General features: G+C 75.2%; 15 protein-coding genes. 5 read left to right on the top strand and 10 right to left on the bottom strand.

What is annotated here, in order from left to right:
* Nucleotides 1–19 precede the first annotated feature (19 nt).
* Entirely contained in the window at nucleotides 20–166 is a 147-nt protein-coding gene (locus J2S66_RS05485; protein ID WP_310304530.1) for a hypothetical protein, read from the bottom strand.
* Nucleotides 167–218: 52 nt separating this feature from the next.
* Here J2S66_RS05485 and J2S66_RS05480 point away from each other — a divergent pair, with 52 nt between their 5' ends.
* The 3 genes from J2S66_RS05480 to J2S66_RS05470 all read left to right on the top strand — a co-directional run bounded on the left by J2S66_RS05480 (nucleotide 219) and on the right by J2S66_RS05470 (nucleotide 3,733).
* Nucleotides 219–608 carry a hypothetical protein gene (locus J2S66_RS05480; protein ID WP_310304527.1) on the top strand — a complete coding sequence of 130 codons (390 nt, stop codon included), beginning with the start codon at nucleotides 219–221 and terminating at the stop codon, nucleotides 606–608.
* A 64-nt stretch (nucleotides 609–672) separates the two neighbouring features.
* Nucleotides 673–1,260 (top strand): TetR/AcrR family transcriptional regulator, encoded by a 588-nt coding sequence (locus tag J2S66_RS05475; RefSeq protein WP_310304524.1) that lies wholly within the window; start codon nucleotides 673–675, stop codon nucleotides 1,258–1,260.
* A gap of 181 nt (nucleotides 1,261–1,441) precedes the next feature.
* Nucleotides 1,442–3,733, top strand: coding sequence for an exo-beta-d-1,3/1,6-glucosidase (locus J2S66_RS05470; RefSeq protein WP_310304521.1), 2,292 nt, complete (start codon nucleotides 1,442–1,444; stop codon nucleotides 3,731–3,733).
* A 70-nt stretch (nucleotides 3,734–3,803) separates the two neighbouring features.
* On the opposite strand, the gene J2S66_RS05465 is transcribed toward J2S66_RS05470, so the two are convergent.
* On the bottom strand, nucleotides 3,804–4,406 hold the full coding sequence (locus J2S66_RS05465) for a TetR/AcrR family transcriptional regulator (RefSeq protein ID WP_310304517.1): 603 nt from the start codon (nucleotides 4,404–4,406) through the stop codon (nucleotides 3,804–3,806).
* A gap of 140 nt (nucleotides 4,407–4,546) precedes the next feature.
* Here J2S66_RS05465 and J2S66_RS05460 point away from each other — a divergent pair, with 140 nt between their 5' ends.
* Complete coding sequence (locus J2S66_RS05460) at nucleotides 4,547–5,566, top strand: aldo/keto reductase (protein ID WP_310304515.1); 1,020 nt, start codon at nucleotides 4,547–4,549, stop codon at nucleotides 5,564–5,566.
* 154 nt (nucleotides 5,567–5,720) lie between these two features.
* On the opposite strand, the gene J2S66_RS05455 is transcribed toward J2S66_RS05460, so the two are convergent.
* The 6 genes from J2S66_RS05455 to J2S66_RS05430 all read right to left on the bottom strand — a co-directional run bounded on the left by J2S66_RS05455 (nucleotide 5,721) and on the right by J2S66_RS05430 (nucleotide 14,033).
* Entirely contained in the window at nucleotides 5,721–7,298 is a 1,578-nt protein-coding gene (locus tag J2S66_RS05455; RefSeq protein ID WP_374726189.1) for an ATP-binding cassette domain-containing protein, read from the bottom strand.
* A 194-nt stretch (nucleotides 7,299–7,492) separates the two neighbouring features.
* On the bottom strand, nucleotides 7,493–8,581 hold the full coding sequence (locus J2S66_RS05450) for a Gfo/Idh/MocA family protein (RefSeq protein ID WP_310304509.1): 1,089 nt from the start codon (nucleotides 8,579–8,581) through the stop codon (nucleotides 7,493–7,495).
* Nucleotides 8,578–9,345, bottom strand: a complete 768-nt coding sequence (locus tag J2S66_RS05445; RefSeq protein WP_310304508.1) for a cupin domain-containing protein — start codon at nucleotides 9,343–9,345, stop codon at nucleotides 8,578–8,580. The genes J2S66_RS05450 and J2S66_RS05445 overlap by 4 nt, the downstream gene beginning before the upstream one ends.
* Entirely contained in the window at nucleotides 9,342–10,280 is a 939-nt protein-coding gene (locus tag J2S66_RS05440; protein WP_310304506.1) for a DUF6807 domain-containing protein, read from the bottom strand. The genes J2S66_RS05445 and J2S66_RS05440 overlap by 4 nt, the downstream gene beginning before the upstream one ends.
* Nucleotides 10,281–10,861: 581 nt before the next feature.
* On the bottom strand, nucleotides 10,862–11,407 hold the full coding sequence (locus J2S66_RS05435) for a hypothetical protein (RefSeq protein ID WP_310304502.1): 546 nt from the start codon (nucleotides 11,405–11,407) through the stop codon (nucleotides 10,862–10,864).
* 166 nt (nucleotides 11,408–11,573) lie between these two features.
* Nucleotides 11,574–14,033 carry a M14 family zinc carboxypeptidase gene (locus tag J2S66_RS05430; protein ID WP_310304499.1) on the bottom strand — a complete coding sequence of 820 codons (2,460 nt, stop codon included), beginning with the start codon at nucleotides 14,031–14,033 and terminating at the stop codon, nucleotides 11,574–11,576.
* A 233-nt stretch (nucleotides 14,034–14,266) separates the two neighbouring features.
* Between J2S66_RS05430 and J2S66_RS05425 the strand changes: the two genes are divergently transcribed.
* Entirely contained in the window at nucleotides 14,267–14,644 is a 378-nt protein-coding gene (locus J2S66_RS05425) for a PPOX class F420-dependent oxidoreductase (RefSeq protein WP_310304496.1), read from the top strand.
* 83 nt (nucleotides 14,645–14,727) lie between these two features.
* On the opposite strand, the gene J2S66_RS05420 is transcribed toward J2S66_RS05425, so the two are convergent.
* Both J2S66_RS05420 and J2S66_RS05415 read right to left on the bottom strand, forming a co-directional pair.
* The gene (locus J2S66_RS05420; RefSeq protein ID WP_310304494.1) at nucleotides 14,728–17,028 is read right to left on the bottom strand and encodes a heavy metal translocating P-type ATPase; all 2,301 of its coding nucleotides are present in this window, start codon (nucleotides 17,026–17,028) and stop codon (nucleotides 14,728–14,730) included.
* Nucleotides 17,021–17,932 carry a DUF8832 domain-containing protein gene (locus tag J2S66_RS05415; protein ID WP_310304491.1) on the bottom strand — a complete coding sequence of 304 codons (912 nt, stop codon included), beginning with the start codon at nucleotides 17,930–17,932 and terminating at the stop codon, nucleotides 17,021–17,023. The genes J2S66_RS05420 and J2S66_RS05415 overlap by 8 nt, the downstream gene beginning before the upstream one ends.
* Between the last annotated feature and the right edge of the window lie 55 nt (nucleotides 17,933–17,987).

The following is a 17,987-nucleotide window of genomic DNA, read 5'->3' as shown; positions in this document are numbered from 1 at the left end:
GGCCCGTCCGGCGCGGCGGTCACGATCCGCGCCTGCCGCTCGGGCAGCGTGCCCACCAGGGGGCCAGCGGCTCCGCGACGAGGCCCTGCCGCTCGACCACCTCGTGGGCCCGCACGGCGCCGGTGTCCTCGATCAGGTCTGACCGGCGGGGTCCCGGGACCGCCACCCCGGGCACCCGCCTCGGCGGACGCGGCGCACGGGCGATTTAAGCTGGCCGCATGATTCACTACACGGACGCCGAGAGCCGGACCCTGCGCACGGCCGTGTTCGGCGTGATGGTGCTGGTGTCGCACGCCGACCCCGGTCCCGTGATCCAGGAGCGGCACGCCGGGCTCCGCGCCCTGACGAAGCTCTCCCCCGACCTGCGCGTCGTCCTGCACGCGGCCCGCGTCGACCTCTCGGGAATCCCCGAGGAGCAGTTGGAGGAGCGGGTCCTGGAGGCCCTCCGGACGTCCGCGGAGGTCCTCGCCGCGAAGTCGCCCGCCGACGCCGCCGGCTTCCCCGACGCCGTGGAGGCGATCTGCCACGAGGTCGCCGCGGCCGACGGCCAGGTGGCCGAGGTGGAGACGGCGGTCATCGAGAAGGTGCGGGCCGCACTGAAGGGCTGATGCCCGTCCACCGGCCATCCCGCTCATGCGTACGAACGTACACAAGAGTGGTACGGTCGTACGCGTGACGAGCGACCTTCCGGCGGCGGAGAAGCGCGCCCGGCCCCGGCGGCCGGACCCGGGGCGCCGGGACCGGATCATCGACGCCTGCCTCGACGTGATCGCCGAGGTCGGGGTGGCCGGCGCGTCCCACCGGACGATCGCCGCGGCGGCCGGCGTGCCGCTGGGGTCGATGACCTACCACTTCGGCGGGATGCAGGAACTGCTGCGCGAGGCGTTCGGGCGGTTCGCGGCGGGGGTGACCGAGCGGTTCGAGCAGCGGATGGCGGCGGCCGCGGACTTCGCGGCCGCCGAGCGCGCCGTGGTGGAGATCATCACCCTCGACACCCTCAACGGCCACCGCGACCTGGTCCTCACGCACGAGCTGTACACGCTGGCCGCGCGCGACCCGGCGTGCCGCGACATCACCAACGCCTGGATGGCGGCCAGCCGCCGCGCGCTGGAGCGCCACTTCGACCCGCTGACCGCGCGCCTGCTCGACGCCCTGATCGAAGGCCTGACGCTCCACCGCGCCCTGGACACCGAGCCGCACGACGCCGCCACCGCGGCCGCGGCCGTCGAACGCGTCACCGCCCCCGTCCGCCCCGGGTGACCCCGCCGGGCCACGCCCCGCCGCCGTCCCGGTTTTTGCGGCCGGTACCGGATTTCGCGATCACCCCCTCGATCGGGTGTACGACCGTACATCCGCGGATACGGTCGTACCCACGCGGGCGCGACGAGCCGCCCCACGAGCCGCGGCGACGCTCCGCCGTGACCTGGACACTGGAGAACGCATGGACCACGACCTGCCCTTCCGCGATCCCGCCCGGCCGATCCCGGAGAGGGTGGCGGACCTGCTGGGGCGCATGACCCTGCCGGAGAAGGTCGGGCAGATGATGCAGCTGGACTCCCGGGAGGACCTCGACGACCACGTGCTGCGCAAGCACGTCGGTTCGGTCCTGCACACCTCGCCCGAGCGGGTGCTGCGCGCGCACGACCTGACCGCGCGCACGCGGCTGCGCGTCCCGCTGCTGGTCGCCGAGGACTGCATCCACGGCCACTCGTTCCACGAGGGCGCGACGATCTTCCCGACCCAGCTGGGCATGGCCGCCTCCTGGGACGCCGAACTGGTCGAGCGGGTCGCGCGCGCCACGGCCGTCGAGGTCGCCGCCACCGGCGTGCACTGGACCTTCTCCCCCGTGCTGTGCATCGCGCGCGACCTGCGGTGGGGCCGGATCGACGAGACGTTCGGCGAGGACCCGGTGCTGATCGGCGAACTCGCCTCGGCGATGGTGCGCGGCTACCAGGGCGACGGGTTGGGCGACCCGACCGCGATCCTGGCCACCGCCAAGCACTTCGCCGGGTACTCCGAGACCCAGGGCGGTCGGGACGCCAGCGAGGCGGACCTGTCGCGCCGCAAGCTGCGCTCGTGGTTCCTGCCGCCGTTCGAGCGCGTCGCGCGCGAGGGCTGCCGCACCTTCATGCTGGGCTACCAGACCACGGACGGCGTGCCGATCACGGTCAACGACTGGCTGCTCGACGAGGTGCTGCGCGGCGAGTGGGGTTACACCGGCACCCTGATCACCGACTGGGACAACGTCGGCCGCATGGTCTGGGAGCAGCGCGTGCAGCCCGACTACGCCCACGCCGCCGCGGCCGCCGTCCGCGCGGGCAACGACATGATCATGACCACGCCGGGGTTCTTCGAAGGCGCGCTGGAGGCCGTCGAGTCGGGCCTGCTCGCCGAGTCCGACCTGGACCGCGCCGTGGCCCGCGTCCTCGCGCTGAAGTTCGAGCTGGGCCTGTTCGAGGACCCCCGACGCCCCGACGCGGAGCGGCAGCGGGTCGTGGTCAACCACCCCGACCACGCCGCGCTCAACCTGGAGGTCGCCCGGCGCTCGCTGGTGCTGCTGCGCAACGACGGCGTCCTGCCGCTGGACGGCGGCCTCACCGCCGACGCGACCGGGCGCGCGGTCGGCACGCCGGGGCGCACCCGCCGGATCGCCGTCGTCGGGCCGCTCGCCGACGACGCGCAGACCCAGCTCGGCGACTGGGCGGGCTCGTCGGGGCAGGCGGACTGGCTGCCCGACGGCCAGCCGCGCGAGATGATCACCACCGTGCTGGACGGCCTGCGCGAGCACGTGCCCGACGGCTGGGAGGTCGTGCACGCCCGGGGCGCCGACATCCTCGTCCTCGCCCCGGACCCCGAGGGCGACACGTTCCCGGACGGCCAGCCGCGCCCGCAGGTGGTGGTGCCGAGCGCGCCGGACGAGGCCCTGATCGCCGAGGCCACCGCCGCCGCGCGCACCGCCGACTACGTGGTGGCCGTGGTGGGCGACCGCGTCGAACTGGTCGGCGAGGGCCGCTCCACCGCCACGCTCGACCTGGTCGGCGGCCAGATCGCGCTGCTGGACGCCCTCGCCGCGACCGGCACCCCGCTGGTCGTGGTGCTGCTCGCCTCCAAGCCGCTGGTGCTGCCCCCGTCGACCCGGGACGCCGCGCTGCTGTGGGCGGCCAACCCCGGCATGCGGGGCGGGCGGGCCGTGGCCGAGGTGCTGCTCGGCCTGGTCGAGCCCAGTGGTCGCCTGCCGATCTCCTTCGCCCGCCACGTCGGCCAGCAGCCCACCTACTACAACCAGGTGCGCGGCCAGCACGGCAGCCGGTACGCGGACCTCACGCAGGACCCGGCGTTCGCCTTCGGCGAGGGCCTGTCCTACACCCGGGTCGAGTACGACGACCTGCGCGTGGAGACCGACGTCCTCGGCCCCGAGGACCACGTCCGGGCCGCGGTGACCCTGCGCAACACCGGCGCGCGCCCGGCGCGCGAGACGGTGCAGGTCTACGTCAGCGACACCGTCACGTCCGCCAGCTGGGCCGACAAGGAGCTCAAGGCGTTCCGGCAGGTGGAGCTGGCGCCGGGCGCGACCGCGACCGTGCACCTGGACGTGCCGGTGGCCGACTGCACCATCGTGGACGCGCGGGGCCGTCGGGTGGTCGAGCCGGGCGAGTTCACGCTGCTCGTCGGCCCGTCGTCCCGGGACTCGGCGTTGCTGCGGGCCGGTTTCACCGTGAAGTGCCCGACCTGACACCTGCCACCGGCAGGTCCACGTCCGCCGGCATGGCCGGGTGAGAGCGCTCTCGCAGCGGGGAGCGCCCTCACCCGGCCGGCGGTCGGCCCGGCGGGCGCAGCCCCGCGACGAGGAACCCGACCAGCCGGCGCGCGTCATAGCGCGGGTCGTCCGCGCCGATGCACAGGTTCCCGACCCCGCGCATCAGCTCGAACGCCCGCACGCCCGGCCTGATCTCACCGGCGTCCGCCGCGGCGTCGAGGAGTCGGGCGCACACCGGCACGAGGCGGTCCAGGAAGTAGGTGTGCAGGGCGTCGAAGCCCGCGTTGTCGGACTGGAGCACGTTGGCCAGCCCGTGCTTGGTCACCAGGAAGTCCACGAACAGGTCGATCCACCGCTCCAGCGCCGCGTGCGGACCGGGACCGGCCTCCAGCAGCGCGGGCCCCGCCTCGGCGCACGCCTCGACCTGGTGCCGGTACACCGCGATGATGAGGTCCGCCCTGGTCGGGAAGTGGCGGTAGATCGTGCCCACCCCGACACCCGCCCGGGCCGCGATGTCGCGCACCGGCGCCTCCACGCCCGACGCGACGAAGACCGCGGCGGCGGCGTCGAGCAGGGTCTTCTCGTTGCGCCGGGCGTCCGCCCGCTTGGACCGGGTCGCGCGCGTCGCGCCCTCGTCGCCGTCGCCCACCGCAGCACTCCTCCCACCACCGCACCCACCGGCTTGCAAAACGGAACAGCGCTCCGTATGGTTAACGGAGCGACGTTCCGCTTGCATGATAGCCGCAGCGGCCGCCGGCGACCCCACCACTCCCGACGGAGGAACCACCCATGCAGTACCGCACCTTGGGCCGCACCGGTGTGCAGGTCGGCACCCTCTCGCTGGGCGCGATGAACTTCGGCGCGATCGGGCGCACCACACCGGACGAGGCCACCGCAATCGTCCACACCGCCCTCGACGCCGGGGTCAACCTCGTCGACACCGCCGACGCGTACGGCCGGGGCGAGTCGGAGGAGATCGTCGGCCGGGCCATCGCGGGCCGCCGCGACGACGTCGTGCTGGCCACGAAGGCCTTCCTGCCCATGAGCGACGACCGCAACCACCGGGGCGGCTCGCGCCGGTGGCTGGTCACCGCGCTGGACGCCAGCCTGCGCCGCCTCGGCGTGGACCACGTCGACCTCTACCAGGTCCACCGCTGGGACCCCACCACCAGCGACGAGGAGACGCTGTCGGCGCTGACCGACCTCCGGCGCGCGGGCAAGATCCGCTACTTCGGCTCCTCCACCTTCCCCGCGCACCGCATCGTGCAGGCGCAGTGGGCCGCCCGCGAGCACCACCTCGGCCGCTACGCCACCGAGCAGCCCAGCTACTCCGCCCTCCAGCGCGGTGTCGAGGCCCACGTGCTGCCGGTGACCGAGGAGTACGGCATGGGCGTGCTGGTGTGGAGCCCGCTGGCCTCCGGCTGGCTGTCGGGCGCGGTGCGCGCGGGCCGGGAGATCACCACCCACCGCTCGACGGTCATGCCGCGGCGCTTCGACACCTCCACCCCCGCCAACCGGGCCAGGCTGGACGCCGTGGAGCGGCTGGCCGCGGTCGCCGACGCGGCGGGCCTGACCATGATCCAGCTCGCGCTCGGGTTCGTGACCGCCCACCCCGGCGTGACCAGCGCGATCGTCGGCCCGCGCACGACGGAGCACCTGCACGCGCAGCTCGCCGCCGCGGACACCGCGCTCACCGCCGACGTCCTCGACGCGATCGACGCGATCGTCGCCCCCGGCACCGACCTGGCCCCGGACGAGAAGCACGACACCCCGCCGTCGCTGCTCGACCCCGCACTCCGCCGCCGCTGACCGCCCGGCGCGTCCGCTGTGGACGGTCGGCCGACCCCGCGCCACAGCGCGGCGCACTCTCTCCCCCGACCAGCTCCGACGCCGTGGCCCGCGTCCCGGCGTCCGGACCCCGGCGGCTGCGGTGGTCCACGGGGACATCGCAGCACGCCCGCGCTCACCCGAGCACCAGTCGGGGCCAGTGCGCGAATTCCGCCAGCAGCCCCCGGTCGTGGGTGGCCACGACCACGGCCGCCCCGGTGGTCGCCATCGCCTCGGCGAGTTCGTCGACGAGCGACGGCGAGAGGTGGTTGGTCGGCTCGTCGAAGATCACCAGGTCCGGCCGGGCGGCCAGGCGCAGCGCCAGGTCCAGCCGCCGCTGCTGCCCGGACGAGAGCCGGGACACCGGGGTGCGCGCGGCCTCCCGGTCCAGCAACCCGGAGTCCGTCGGGGAACCGGGCACGCCCTGCCGCTCGAACAGCTCCCGCGCGGTCAGCCCACCCGGCCAGTCCGGCACCTCCTGCGCGATCAGCTCCACCCGCGCGCCCGGCAGGCGCCGCACCTCGCCACCGCTCGGGTCCAGCACGCCGGCGAGCACTCCCAGCAGCGTGGACTTGCCCGTGCCGTTCCCGCCGGTGACCAGCAACCGGTCGCCGCCGTCCAGGGTCAGGTCGACCGGCCGGTCGAGCCGACCGGCCACCGTCACCGCGTGCGCCCGCACCAACCCGGTCCCGAGGCGGGTGCCCGACTCCGGCCAGCGCAGCGCCGACGGCGGCTCGGGCACGGTGACGCGGTGCGCGACCAGCGCCTCCCGCGCCCGGTTGAGCGCCTGCACGACACCCGGCGCGCGGGACTGCCGCTGGTGCCTGCCGGTGCCCTTGTCGGGCCGCCACCCCGTGCCGAGGCGCGACCTGGCCTGGTCCAGCGCGACCGCCAGCCCGCGCTGCTCGGCCTGCTGCTCCTCGTGCTCCCGCACCCACCGCGCCCGCTCGCGGCGGCGGCCCTCCCGCCAGGCCGGGTAGCCCCCGGCGAACAGGCGCGGCCGGCCGTCCCGGGTGGGGTCCAGGTCGAGGAACTCGTGTGCCACCTCGCGCAGCAGCGTGCGGTCGTGGCTGACCAGGGCCAGCCCGCCCCGGTGGGCGCGCAGCCGGTCGGTGAGGAAGGCCAGGCCGTCGGCGTCGAGGTGGTTGCCGGGCTCGTCCAGCAGCAGCAGGTCGTGCCCGGCCCCGAGGAGGCAGGCCAGCCGGACCCGGTAGCGCTGCCCGACGGAGAGGGTGCGCAGTTCGCGGTCCCGGTCCGCGCAGGCGTTCAACCCGGCCAGGGCCACGTCGAGGCGGCGCTCGGCGTCCCAGGCGTCCAGGCGGGTGGCCGCGTCCAGCGCGCGGGTGTACCGCCCATCGGCGTCGGGGACGCCCCGGGTCAGGTCGTCGGTGGCCTCGTCGAGGGCGCGCAGGGCGGCGCGGGCGGCGTGCAGGGACTCGTCGGTCAGCGAGCCGACCGTCTCGCCGGGACCGGCGGGCAGGGCCTGCCGGGACAGCCCGACCGTGCCCGCTCGGTGCACCGAGCCCCGGTCCGGGACGTGCGACCCGGCGAGCACGTGCAGCAGGGTGGTCTTGCCCCGGCCGTTCTCGCCGACGATCGCCAGGCGGGAACGGGAGGAGACGGTGACGGAGACGTCGGTGAGCAGCGCGCGGCCGCCCAGCACGACGGAGACGCCTTCGGCGCGCAGGTGGGGTGGAGTAGTGGACAAGGGGATGCTCCGCAGCTCTCGGTGGAGCCGGGCAGCACGAAGCGGCGCCGCCCGGCGGATGACCGGGACGGCGGGCAGGGAGGGTTTCCCGGTGCGCCGCCGTCAGGCGGCGGACCGGGGCCGCATCGCCGAACGGGCGGCGGCGTGACCGGTGCACATGGCGACCAGGTTAGCCCGCGCGGTGGGCGGCGCCAACGGGATTACCGGGGCGGCCAGGGCGCGCCGCCGCCGGCCATGCCGCCGTGGAACGGGTGCCCCTCGGTGATCTCGCCGCGAGCGACCGCGCGGCCGGTGAACGCGGAGGCGTAGACGGCGGCGACGAACTCCAGTGTCATCCGCGTGTCGGCGGTGGAGACCGGTGGGGTGCGGCCCTCGTCCAGGGCGTCGAGCACGGCGGCGAGCTGCGCGGTGTGACCGCTGGGCACGCCGACCGGGTCGCTCCCCCACGCCGGGGCGGGGTCGGGCGCCCCGGGTGCCGGGGTCAGCCGCCAGTCCTCGTCGGAGTAGCCGTAGAGGTGCTCCAGCTCCACGGTGGCGTGCTCGAAGTCGAAGCGCAGCCGGCTGGTCTGGCGGGGCGAGACCAGCGAGTTGACCACGGTCGCCACCGCCCCGGAGTCGAACCGCACGAGCGCGGCGGACACGTCCTCGGTGTCGGTGGGCCGGGCCTGGCGGGCGGCGACCGCGCTGATCTCGCTCCACGGTCCCAGGACGGACAGCAGCAGGTCGAACTGGTGGATGCCGTGCCCCATGGTCGGCCCGCCGCCCTCCAGCTCCCACTTCCCCCGCCAGGGGACCGCGAAGTAGTCGTCGTCCCGGAACCACAGGGTGTCCGCCGACGCCAGCAGCGGCCTGCCCAGCGCACCCTCGGCCAGCAGGCGGCGCAACCGCACGGCGCCGGAGCCGAAGCGGTGCTGGAAGACCGTGGCCACCGGCACCCCGGCCTCGGCCTCGGCGGCGCGCAGCCGGTCGAGGTCGGCCAACGACAGCACCGGCGGCTTCTCGACGACCGGCGACACCCCCGCCGCCAGGCACTCCAGCGCCAGGGATAGGTGGGTGCCCGGTGGCGTGCACAGGTGGACCAGGTCGGGTCGCCGGTCGGCGAGCAGGTCGGCGAGGGTCGGGTGCGCGGGCACGTCCCACTCCGCCCCGAAGGCGGCCACCCGGTCCGGCTCGACGTCGACGGCCCCGACGAGGCGGGCGCGGCCGGGCAGCGCCGCGATCGCCCCGGCGTGGGCGCCGGCGATGGCGCCCGTGCCGACGATCGCGCAGGTGTAGGTGCGGCTGGTCACGAAGGGCGCTCCTCGTCCGGTGGTCCGGGTCGGGCCGCGGGTGCGGCGGGTGGCGCGGCGGACACGTCGACCGGGCTCAGGCGTCCGCACATGCCGAACACCCGCTCCGGCCTCCGCGCCTCGTGCACGGCCGCCCGCCGCAGGTGCGGGGCCACGCCCCGGGCCACGTCCCCGACCAGTGCGAGGGTGGCCCCGGCCTGGTCGAGCGGACCGCCGCGCACGATCGCCCCCCAGCCGCCGGCGCGTGCCCTGACCAGGGCCGCGGCGGCGGTGTGGAAGGCCAGCAGCGGTTCCGGGTCCCCGGCGCGGACCGCGTCCCGGAGGGGGAGGAAGCCCTCGACCGCCAGGTCGCGGCGGGCGCGGGCGTCGGCGGCGCGTTCCGCCTCCGTCGCCCTGGGCGGCAGGGTCGCCGCCGCGCGGTAGCGGTCCGGGTCGGCGACCACGTCGGCCGGGAAGGTCATCACCGCGTCACCGGCCTCCGGCAACCCGGCGTTGCCCATCAGCACGACCACCCGCAGGCCGCCGTGGTTGACCGCCCGGTGGACGGTGCCGGGGGTGAACCAGACGACCGCGCCGGGGTGCAGCGGGATCTCGCGGCAGCCGTCGGGGGTGACGGTGTGCAGTTCGCCCTCCCCGCCCACGACCGCGTAGCACTCGGTCGAGGCCAGGTGCAGGTGCGGGCTGCCACCGACCACGCCGTCCGGGGCCGCGTCGTCGTAGACGTCGAGGAACGACAGCGAGGTCCCACCGGGGAAGGTGCTCATCCCGGCCCCTGTGCGTCCCCGGTCCGGCGCAGCGCGTCGCGGACCGCGTCGGCCAGGGCCGCGACGTCGGCCACGCCGCCGTCGGCGATCCCCGCGCCGCAGCGGAACCGCATCGCGTCGCCGTCGGCGAGCACGAACTCCTCGCTGAAGAACGGCGCCGGGTTCAGGCAGGCGAACCCCTCGGAGCGGACGAACCAGCGCGGCGGGTGGTTCGGGTTGTCGACGTGGTCCACCACGACCACCGCGGATTCCGCGCCCTCGCCGGTCTCGTCGTCGTGGCGGCCCACGAAGGCCATCCACTCGCCCCGGCGACCGCGCAGCTCGTCACCGCCCACGCCGTCCGGTGCGACGACGGTCCCGCCCGTGAACGAACGCGGGCCGCGCCAGAAGAACCCGCCGTACCCCGCGTTCTCCCTGCCCTTGGTCGTCGGCGAGCCGAAGGCGATGTCCCCGCCGGAGGTGTTGGTCATCGTCGTGTCGAAGGTCAGCGCCCACGCCGCGCCGGGCAGCAAGGACGCGGTGAGGGTCCGGCGCTCGGTGAGCACGGTGCGCCCGGCCTGCGCGACCCAGTCCAGCTCGTGGGCGAACCACGCGGTCCCCCCTTCGACGCCGATGTCGACCACCCGGCGGTGCCGCTGCGCGCCGTTGTTGTCCAGCTGGACGTAGGACCGCCCGCGGACGTACGTGGGGCCGCCCCAGAAGTTCTCGTCGCCGACGTTCGGCAGCGACCACGCGATGCCCTTGTGCCACACGTGGTCGTGCGGGCGGAACAGGCTCACCAGCCGCCCCGCCCGCGTGCGGACCGGGTGCAGGAACGGCTTGGGCGATTCCCGCCGCGGCGTGTCGGGCACGTAGGTGTAGCGCACCAGGTCCACGTCCCCGGCCGAGACCGTCAGCGCGGACCCGAGGTCGTGCCGCACGGTCACCGCGCTCACAGCGGCAGCCCCGGGGCGGAGCGGCCCAGGTGCCGGCGGCAGCCCGTCGTGCGGGCGGGCCGGGCGGGTGCGATGACGACCTCGTTCACGCGAACCCCTCTCGGAAAGCGCTTTCCCGCCAGTATCCGACCTACTTCGCGTGCCGGTCAAGGTCCTCTTCGGCGACACCGACCTCGATGTGCGACACACGCCTCGTCCGACCTCGCGGCCCGGTCGGCGGGTTCGACAGGCGGGTAGCCCGCGTTCGGCGACCACGCGCACGTGTGCCGGAAACGTCGCCGAGAGGCGGTCCAGCACCGACTCGCCCTCTCGGCGACCGTAGTGCTCCAGCCACACGTGGAGGCAGGTCAGCGACAGGGGTGGGTGCTCGCACACCGGGTTCTCCCGCAACCCGATGACGGCCAGGTCGCGCCCGGCTCCGGAACGCGAGCAGCCGCTCCCCCGGCACGGCCTCCCGCACGCCGCGACCGAACCCGGCCGGGGCACGGACCCGGGCCGGGCCGGGTCCGGCACCCTCGTGCCTCCAGCCCCGACCCGGCACCGTGCCCACCGGACGACGCGGTCCGGCGGGCACACCCGGTTCAGCCGGACGTGCGCCGCGCCGCCGTCGTGATCGCGTCGGCCACGAGGGCGAGGGTCCTGGTGATGCTGTAGGGGTCGCGGTCGAGGTCGTCCAGCACCCTGCGCACGGGGGTGACCGACCAGGCGTTCGGGGACGCCGCGGCGGCGTCCAGGGCGGCCTGCACCACCGGGCACACCCGTTCGGCGGCGGCGGCCATGCGGTCGGCCAGGGTGATGTGGCCGACGTCGGGCACGGCCTCGCCGTCGGCGCGCGCCCACTCCGACGCGTCCAGCAGCACGGAGATCGCGTCCTCCTTGGTGACCACCAGCGCGTCCAGGTCAACGCCACCCCCGGGGGTGCGCGCCAGGCCCGGGTAGGACAGGTGGAGGTGCCGGAGCAGCAGCGCCACCAGGTCGACCAGGCCGTCGGGTCCGTGCGCGTCGCCCACGACGCGCACCCACTCCTCGTCGTCCCGGCCACCTTCACGGAGCGCCAGCACGAAGTCGGCCGCGACCTTGTCCATCGACGCCCAATACCGGTCGGTGCCGCGCACCGGTGCCGTCATGATCGCTCCTGCTCTCCGGGGGGGACCTTCGGGAACGATCGAATGCCCCGGAAAGCGGGAGGGTCAAACCACCCGATCGAGGCCTGGACGCCGACCGGAACACGGGACCGCGGTGCGCGGTCCGGGCCCGGCGGCTCCGGGGTGCGGGAGCCGCCGGACCCGGCGGTCAGCGCCGCCTCTGCTTGGTGGCGCGGGCGGAGTCGGTGCAGACGTCGCCCACGTCCACGGTCTCGCCGCGGTCGACGAAGACGTCGGTCAGGCCGACCAGCCGGCCGTCGCGGTCCGCGCAGGTCAGGGTGTACGCCTCCGCCACGCCGTAGGTCGGCGGCACCGGCGGGGCGAACTCGACCACGCCGCCGGTCCAGTCGTCCGGGTCGGCCGGGTCGACCTGGTCGTAGTTCACCAGGACCGCGGTGTACTCGCCGACCGGCGGGTCGAGCAGGGTGGCCCGCTCGGAGTTCGTGCCGCCGTTCGCCGACTGCGCGACCACCTGCCCCGCGGCGTCGAGGACGAACAGGTCCCAGTCGGTGCGGGTGGACGTCCAGGAGACCGACACGTCGAACCGGCCGTTGTCCGCCGCGGGCGGGCCCTGCACGGTGAACGGGATGCGCTCGGCCACCGGGTTGCCGGGGAACGAGGTGTTCTCCGCGGGCACGCCGGGCGGGTTCGCCAGGGTGATCGCGGCCTGCGGCGGGCCCTGCGGGTCGCGGCCGTGGCGACCGGCCACGTACGGGCGCGTCGAGGGGTTGACCGCCCACGTGAACCGGCCCCCGGTGGACGAGTACCTCGACTCGACCGTGTCGGTGACCTGGATCGGCGGCGTGGTCGAGCCGTCCGCCTGGCGGACGGGCGAGGTCGGCGTCCGGAACGTCTTGTGCACCTTGAGCTGGTACCCGTGCGGCGCGGTGCCGACCAGCGTGGAGTGCGCGGCCGGGTCGGCGGCGTTGGCGAGCATGTCCAGGAACGCGGCCCGGTTGCCGCCCTTGCCCGCGCCCGCCGCCGGCGCCGCGCCGACGTACTCGGCGACGACGGCGTCCTCGTACGGCGGGTGGAAGCCCGCGGGGTTGATCTCGAAGGTGAACCCGAACCCGCCGGTGGCCCAGTACGACCAGTCCTCGGTGCTGCCGGTCGTGTCGTACAGGCCCCACGACGGGATGCTGTCGTAGCCGTTGCGCGAGGCCATCCGGTCGGCCAGCGCCTTGACGACCGGCTCCTCCAGCGGCGCGCGCACCGCGGCCACGCCCGGCGGGCGCAGCACCAGGTTGCCGTAGGTGTGCAGCGTGATCAGGTTGGTGACCGCCCGCGAGGAGACCAGCGAGCGGATGTTGCGGGTCTCCGGCTCGGAGAACGGCTCCGGGCCGCGGAACGTCTCGCTGCTCCACGTCAGGCCCGCGCCCGCGCCGCCCCAGAAACCGGCGTAGTTGCGGTTCGGGTCGGTGCCCCGGTCGCGACCGCCGGGGTTGGCCTTGCAGACCCCGGTGCGCAGCTGCGGCGGCGAGTCGTCCGCGCGGCAGTTCTTGCGCTTCATCTCGTAGTTGAACCGGGCGAAGTCGCCGTTCGGCTCGGCCTCGCGGGAGACGGAGAAGCCGTCCGCGTTCACGATCGGCACGACGATGTTGCGCGTCTTCACGACCTGCGACCGGATCGACCGGTCCCGGTGGTAGCCGTTGACCAGCTCGTGGGCCCACTCGATCGCGTGCTCGCCGGCCGGCCACTCGCGGGCGTGGTGCACGCCCATGAGCAGGTTGACGGGCTTGCCGTCGGCGGCGTTGTCGACGTCCTTCGCGATCTCGACCGCCACCACGTCGCGGCCCTCGACGGTCGGCTCGGGCAGCGTGAACGCCCGGACCAGCCGGGGGTTGCCGCGCGCCAGCTCCTTCAGCTCGTACTCGTACTCGTAGAGGTGCCGGTAGGAGGTGCGGCCGGAGGGCAGCCCCGACGCACGTCCCCTGGCGGCGTACGCGCGGTCCCGCGCGGCGGCGTCGCGGGAGGTCCGGGACAGGTCCGGGTCCACCGTGGTGTGCTTCAAGCCGCTGTCGCGCAGGGTCGCGCGGTCCGCGTCGCCGGCGAGCACGACCTCGACGCCGGTGGCGTCGCCCTTCTCGGTGAGGTCCAGGTCGAGGCCGAGCAGGGCGTCCTTGTCCTCCTGCCGCGGCGTCTCGACGCGCACGACCTCGGCGCGTTCGACGGTGGTCGGCGTGCCCCGCGGCGTCAGGGCGAGGAAGTCCACGCCCAGCGTGGCCGTGCGGGCGGGGCCCGCGTAGCGGCACGCCTGGACGACGAGCCGCTGCCCCTTGGTCACGAAGCTCTCGGCCAGCTCGCGGCTGCGCAGCGCGGCGGACGCGGCGACGACCGCGCCGTCCGCCTCGTCGAACACGGCGACGTCCCAGTCGCCCTCACGGCCGTCGCCCGGCGCCAGGCGGGCCTGCACCAGGCCGTCGACGTCCGAGGTGACCTCGCGCCGGTCCACTCCGGCCGTGCCGGGTGGCAGCAGGGAGGCGTGGCACGCCCTGGTCACGGCCTGGTCGGCCCGCACCACCCGGTCCTCCGCCGTGGCCGCGGGCACCGTGACGCCGACGAGCGCGAGCCCCACCACGCCTGTCGCGACACCCGCTCGTAGCGCCATCGAGGTGGCTCTGTGCCTGGATCCCATCGCGCACTCCGTTCGATCGTCCCACCAGGCGATCGACGCTATGGCACGGCACGTGCGCCGACCACGGCCGGAAGTAGGCGCTGCCCGTGTCCCGGCGGCGGCCGGGTGCGCCGGGGGCGGACTGCTACGGTCACGCCCCTCGAAGGCCCAGGGGAGGACCGCCGGGACGCGCGGGGTCCCCCACCCGACCCCAGGAGACGACCACGATGCTCGACCCCGACGTGCGCCGCGTGCTCGACGGCACCTCGATCGCCCACCTCGCCACCGTCCTCCCCGACGGCGCGCCGCACTCCGTCCCCGTCTGGGTCGGCACGCACGGCGAGCACGTCGTGGTCTTCACCGGCCCGGGCTCCCGCAAGGCGCGCAACCTGCGCCGCGACCCGCGGGTCGCGCTCTCCCTGACCCCGGTCGACAACCCGTTGCAGCCGGTCGCCGTCCGCGGCCGGGTCGTCCGGTGGGTCGAGGGCGACGCCGCCTGGGAGATCGTCGACCGGATCTCCACCAAGTACACCGGCGGCCCCTACCCGCGCGGCGACGACCGCGTCGTGGCGCTCATCGAACCGGAGCGGCAGATCATGGGCTGACGCCCCCTCCGCACCGCGCCCGGCCGCCGGTCCAGCCCCGTCGCCTCCCGGCGGCGGTCGGGATCGCACGGCCGGGAACGGCTTCACCGGCCGACCCGGTCGACGCGCCTGCCGGCGTCGGCTCCGGTGGCAGCGGTCCGGGGCGCGGCGGTTCCGGCCCCGGCCGGCGGTGTGCCCCGGAAACCGCGCAGCCGCAGGCTGTTGCCGACCACGAACGCGCTGGAGAACGCCATGGCGGCCCCGGCGATCATCGGGTTGAGCAGGCCGGCGGCGGCCAGCGGCAGGGCGGCCACGTTGTAGGCGAACGCCCAGAACAGGTTGCCCCTGATGGTCGCCAGGGTGCGGCGGGCGAGCCGGATGGCGTCCACGGCGGCGAGCAGGTCGCCGCGCACCAGGGTCAGGTCGCTCGCCTCGATCGCGGCGTCCGCGCCGGTGCCCATCGCGAGGCCCAGGTCGGCCTTGGCCAGGGCTGCGGCGTCGTTGACGCCGTCACCGACCATCGCCACGACCCTGCCCTCGGCCTGGAGCCGCGCCACCACGTCGACCTTGTCCTCCGGCAGGACCTCGGCGACGACCTCGTCGATGCCGACCTCGGCGGCCACGGCGCGGGCCGCGGCCTCGTTGTCGCCGGTCAGCAGGATCGGGGTCAGCCCCAGGTCGCGCAGGCGCCGAACGGCTTCGACCGAGGTCGGCTTGACCGTGTCGGCGACCGCCAGGACCGCCTTGGCCCGCCCGTCCCAGGCGACCAGGACGGCGGTGTGCCCGCGCCGCTCGGCCGCCCGCTTGGCCTCGGCCAGTTCCTCGTCGGGGTGGACGGCCCACTCGGCCAGCAGCCGTTCGCGGCCGACGACGACCGCGTGCCCGTCGACCACGCCCTGCACGCCCACGCCCTCGTGGTTCCGGAACCCGTCGACCTCGGGCAGGTCACCGACGCGTTCGGCGGCGCCGGCGGCGATGGCCCTGGCGACGGGGTGCTCGGAGGCGTGCTCCAGCGCGCCCGCCAGGCGCAGCACCTCGTCCTCGTCCACGCCGGGCGCGGTGCGCACGGCGACCAGGCTCATCCGGCCGGTGGTCACGGTGCCGGTCTTGTCCAGCACGACGGTGTCCACGCGCCGGGTGGACTCCAGCACCTCGGGCCCCTTGATCAGGACGCCGAGCTGCGCGCCCCGACCGGTGCCCACCAGCAGCGCGGTCGGCGTGGCGAGGCCCAGGGCGCACGGGCAGGCGATGATCAGCACCGCCACCGCCGCGGTGAACGCGGCCGACGCTCCCCCGCCCGCGCCGAGCCAGAACGCCAGCGTGCCGACGGCCAGGGCGATGACGACCGGGACGAACACGCCGGAGACGCGGTCGGCCAGCCGTTGCGCCTCGGCCTTGCCGCTCTGGGCGTCCTCGACCAGCCGGGCCATCTGCGCCAGCTGCGTGTCCGAGCCGACCCGGGTGGCCCTGACGACCAGCCGACCGCCGGCGTTGACGGTCGCGCCGACCACGGCGTCACCGGGACCGACCTCGACCGGCACGGATTCGCCGGTGAGCATGCTCGCGTCGATCGCGGAGCTGCCCTCGTCGACGACGCCGTCGGTGGCGACCTTCTCGCCCGGCCGGACGATGAACCGGTCGCCGGTGACGAGTTCCGCGATCGGGACGCGGGTCTCGCGACCGCCGCGCAGCACGGCCACGTCCTTGGCCCCCAGTTCGAGCAGCGCCCGCAGCGCGGCTCCGGCCCGGCGCTTGGAGCGCGCCTCGAAGTACCGGCCGGCGAGGATGAACGTGGTCACGCCGGCGGCGACTTCGAGGTAGATCGAGCCGGCGCCGTCGGTGCGCTGGACGGTGAGCTCGAACGGGTGGGTCATGCCGGGCGTGCCCGCGGTGCCGAACAGCAGCGCGTACAGCGACCAGCCGAACGCCGCGATCGTGCCCATCGAGATCAGCGTGTCCATGGTGGCGGCGCCGTGCCGCAGGTTGGTCCAGGCGGCCCGGTGGAACGGCCACGCGCCCCACACCAGCACCGGCGCGGCCAGCGTGAGCGAGATCCACTGCCAGTGGGTGAACTGGAGGGCCGGCGCCATGGCCATCGCGATCACCGGCGCCGCGAGCGCGGCCGAGACGACCAGCCGCTGCCGCAGGGACCTGGTCGGGTCCTCCTCGACCGCCTCGGGCTGCTCCGGTCCGGCGGGCAGGACGGCCCCGTACCCGGCGGCCTCGACCTGCTCGACCAGCACCCGCGGGTCGACGTCGTCGGGGAAGGTGACGTGGGCCTTCTCGGTGGCGTAGTTGACCGTCGCGGTCACGCCGTCGAGCTTGTTCAGCTTGCGCTCGACCCGGTTCGCGCAGGACGCGCAGGTCATGCCCGTGATCGACAGTTCGAGCCGCGCGTCAGCCATGCCCGTGCCCCTCCTCGGTGGTCACCGTGAACTCGGCGGTGCGCACGACGCCGTCGTGCCGGAAGTCCAGGAACAGGCGGTAGCCGCCCGCCGACGGCACCTCGGCCACGAACGCGACCTCCGGTCCGGCGGCCGTCGCCCCGTCACCGGGGGCGCCTTCCGGGTGGACGTGCAGGTAGGCGAGGTCTCCCTGCCGCAGCGCCACCAGGTGGCCGTAGGCCCCCAGGTAGGGCTGGAGGTCGGTGACCGGGACGCCGTCCCTGGTCACGGTGAGCCGCACGGGGGACGCCTCGCCCGGCGTGAGCTCGCCGTCCAGCCGCACCTCGTAGCCGTCGACGCGGGCCACCCGGGACGGCTCGTACCGCTGCGGCTCGAACTGCCCGGCCGCGGTGACGTCGGTCCCCAGGGTGGTCGCCTCGCCGCCGGTGGGCGTGAAGTCGGCGAACACCCGGTAGGAACCCGCGCCCGCGACCGGCAGGGAGGTCGTCCAGGTGCCGTCCGCGGCCATCTCGGGGTGGACGTGCCGGAACCCGGAGGTGTCACGGCGCACCGCGATCAGGTGCATCCGCTTGTCGTGCTCGACGTCGAAGGCGGTCACGGCGTGGCCGTCCGGCCCGGTGATCCGGAAGGAGAAGGTGTCGGTGGCCCCGGCGGTCAACGTCGTGCCGACGGGCGCGAGGGTGTACCCGCCCCGGGACGACGCCAGCCCGGCCGGCCGGTCCTGCGCCGCTTCCGCGACGGCGGCGCCGTGGTCGTCCCCGTGGCCGGCGCCCTCCGCGCCGACCTCGTCGTGGCCCGCGGCCTCGACGGACAGGGGACCGACAGCGCTCCCGACCGCCCAGGCGCCCGCGGCGACCAGGGCGAGCGCCACGCCGTAGGCGGAGAGCTTCGCTGTTGCGTTCATGGTGAACCCTTCACGTGTGACGAACAGTCACACCATACCCCTAGGGGGTATCTGG

The sequence above is a fragment of the Saccharothrix longispora genome (genome assembly GCF_031455225.1).
Classification (GTDB): Bacteria; Actinomycetota; Actinomycetes; order Mycobacteriales; family Pseudonocardiaceae; genus Actinosynnema; species Actinosynnema longispora.
Note: the sequence above shows the minus strand (reverse complement) of the source record. Positions and strands in the feature narration are given on the sequence as shown.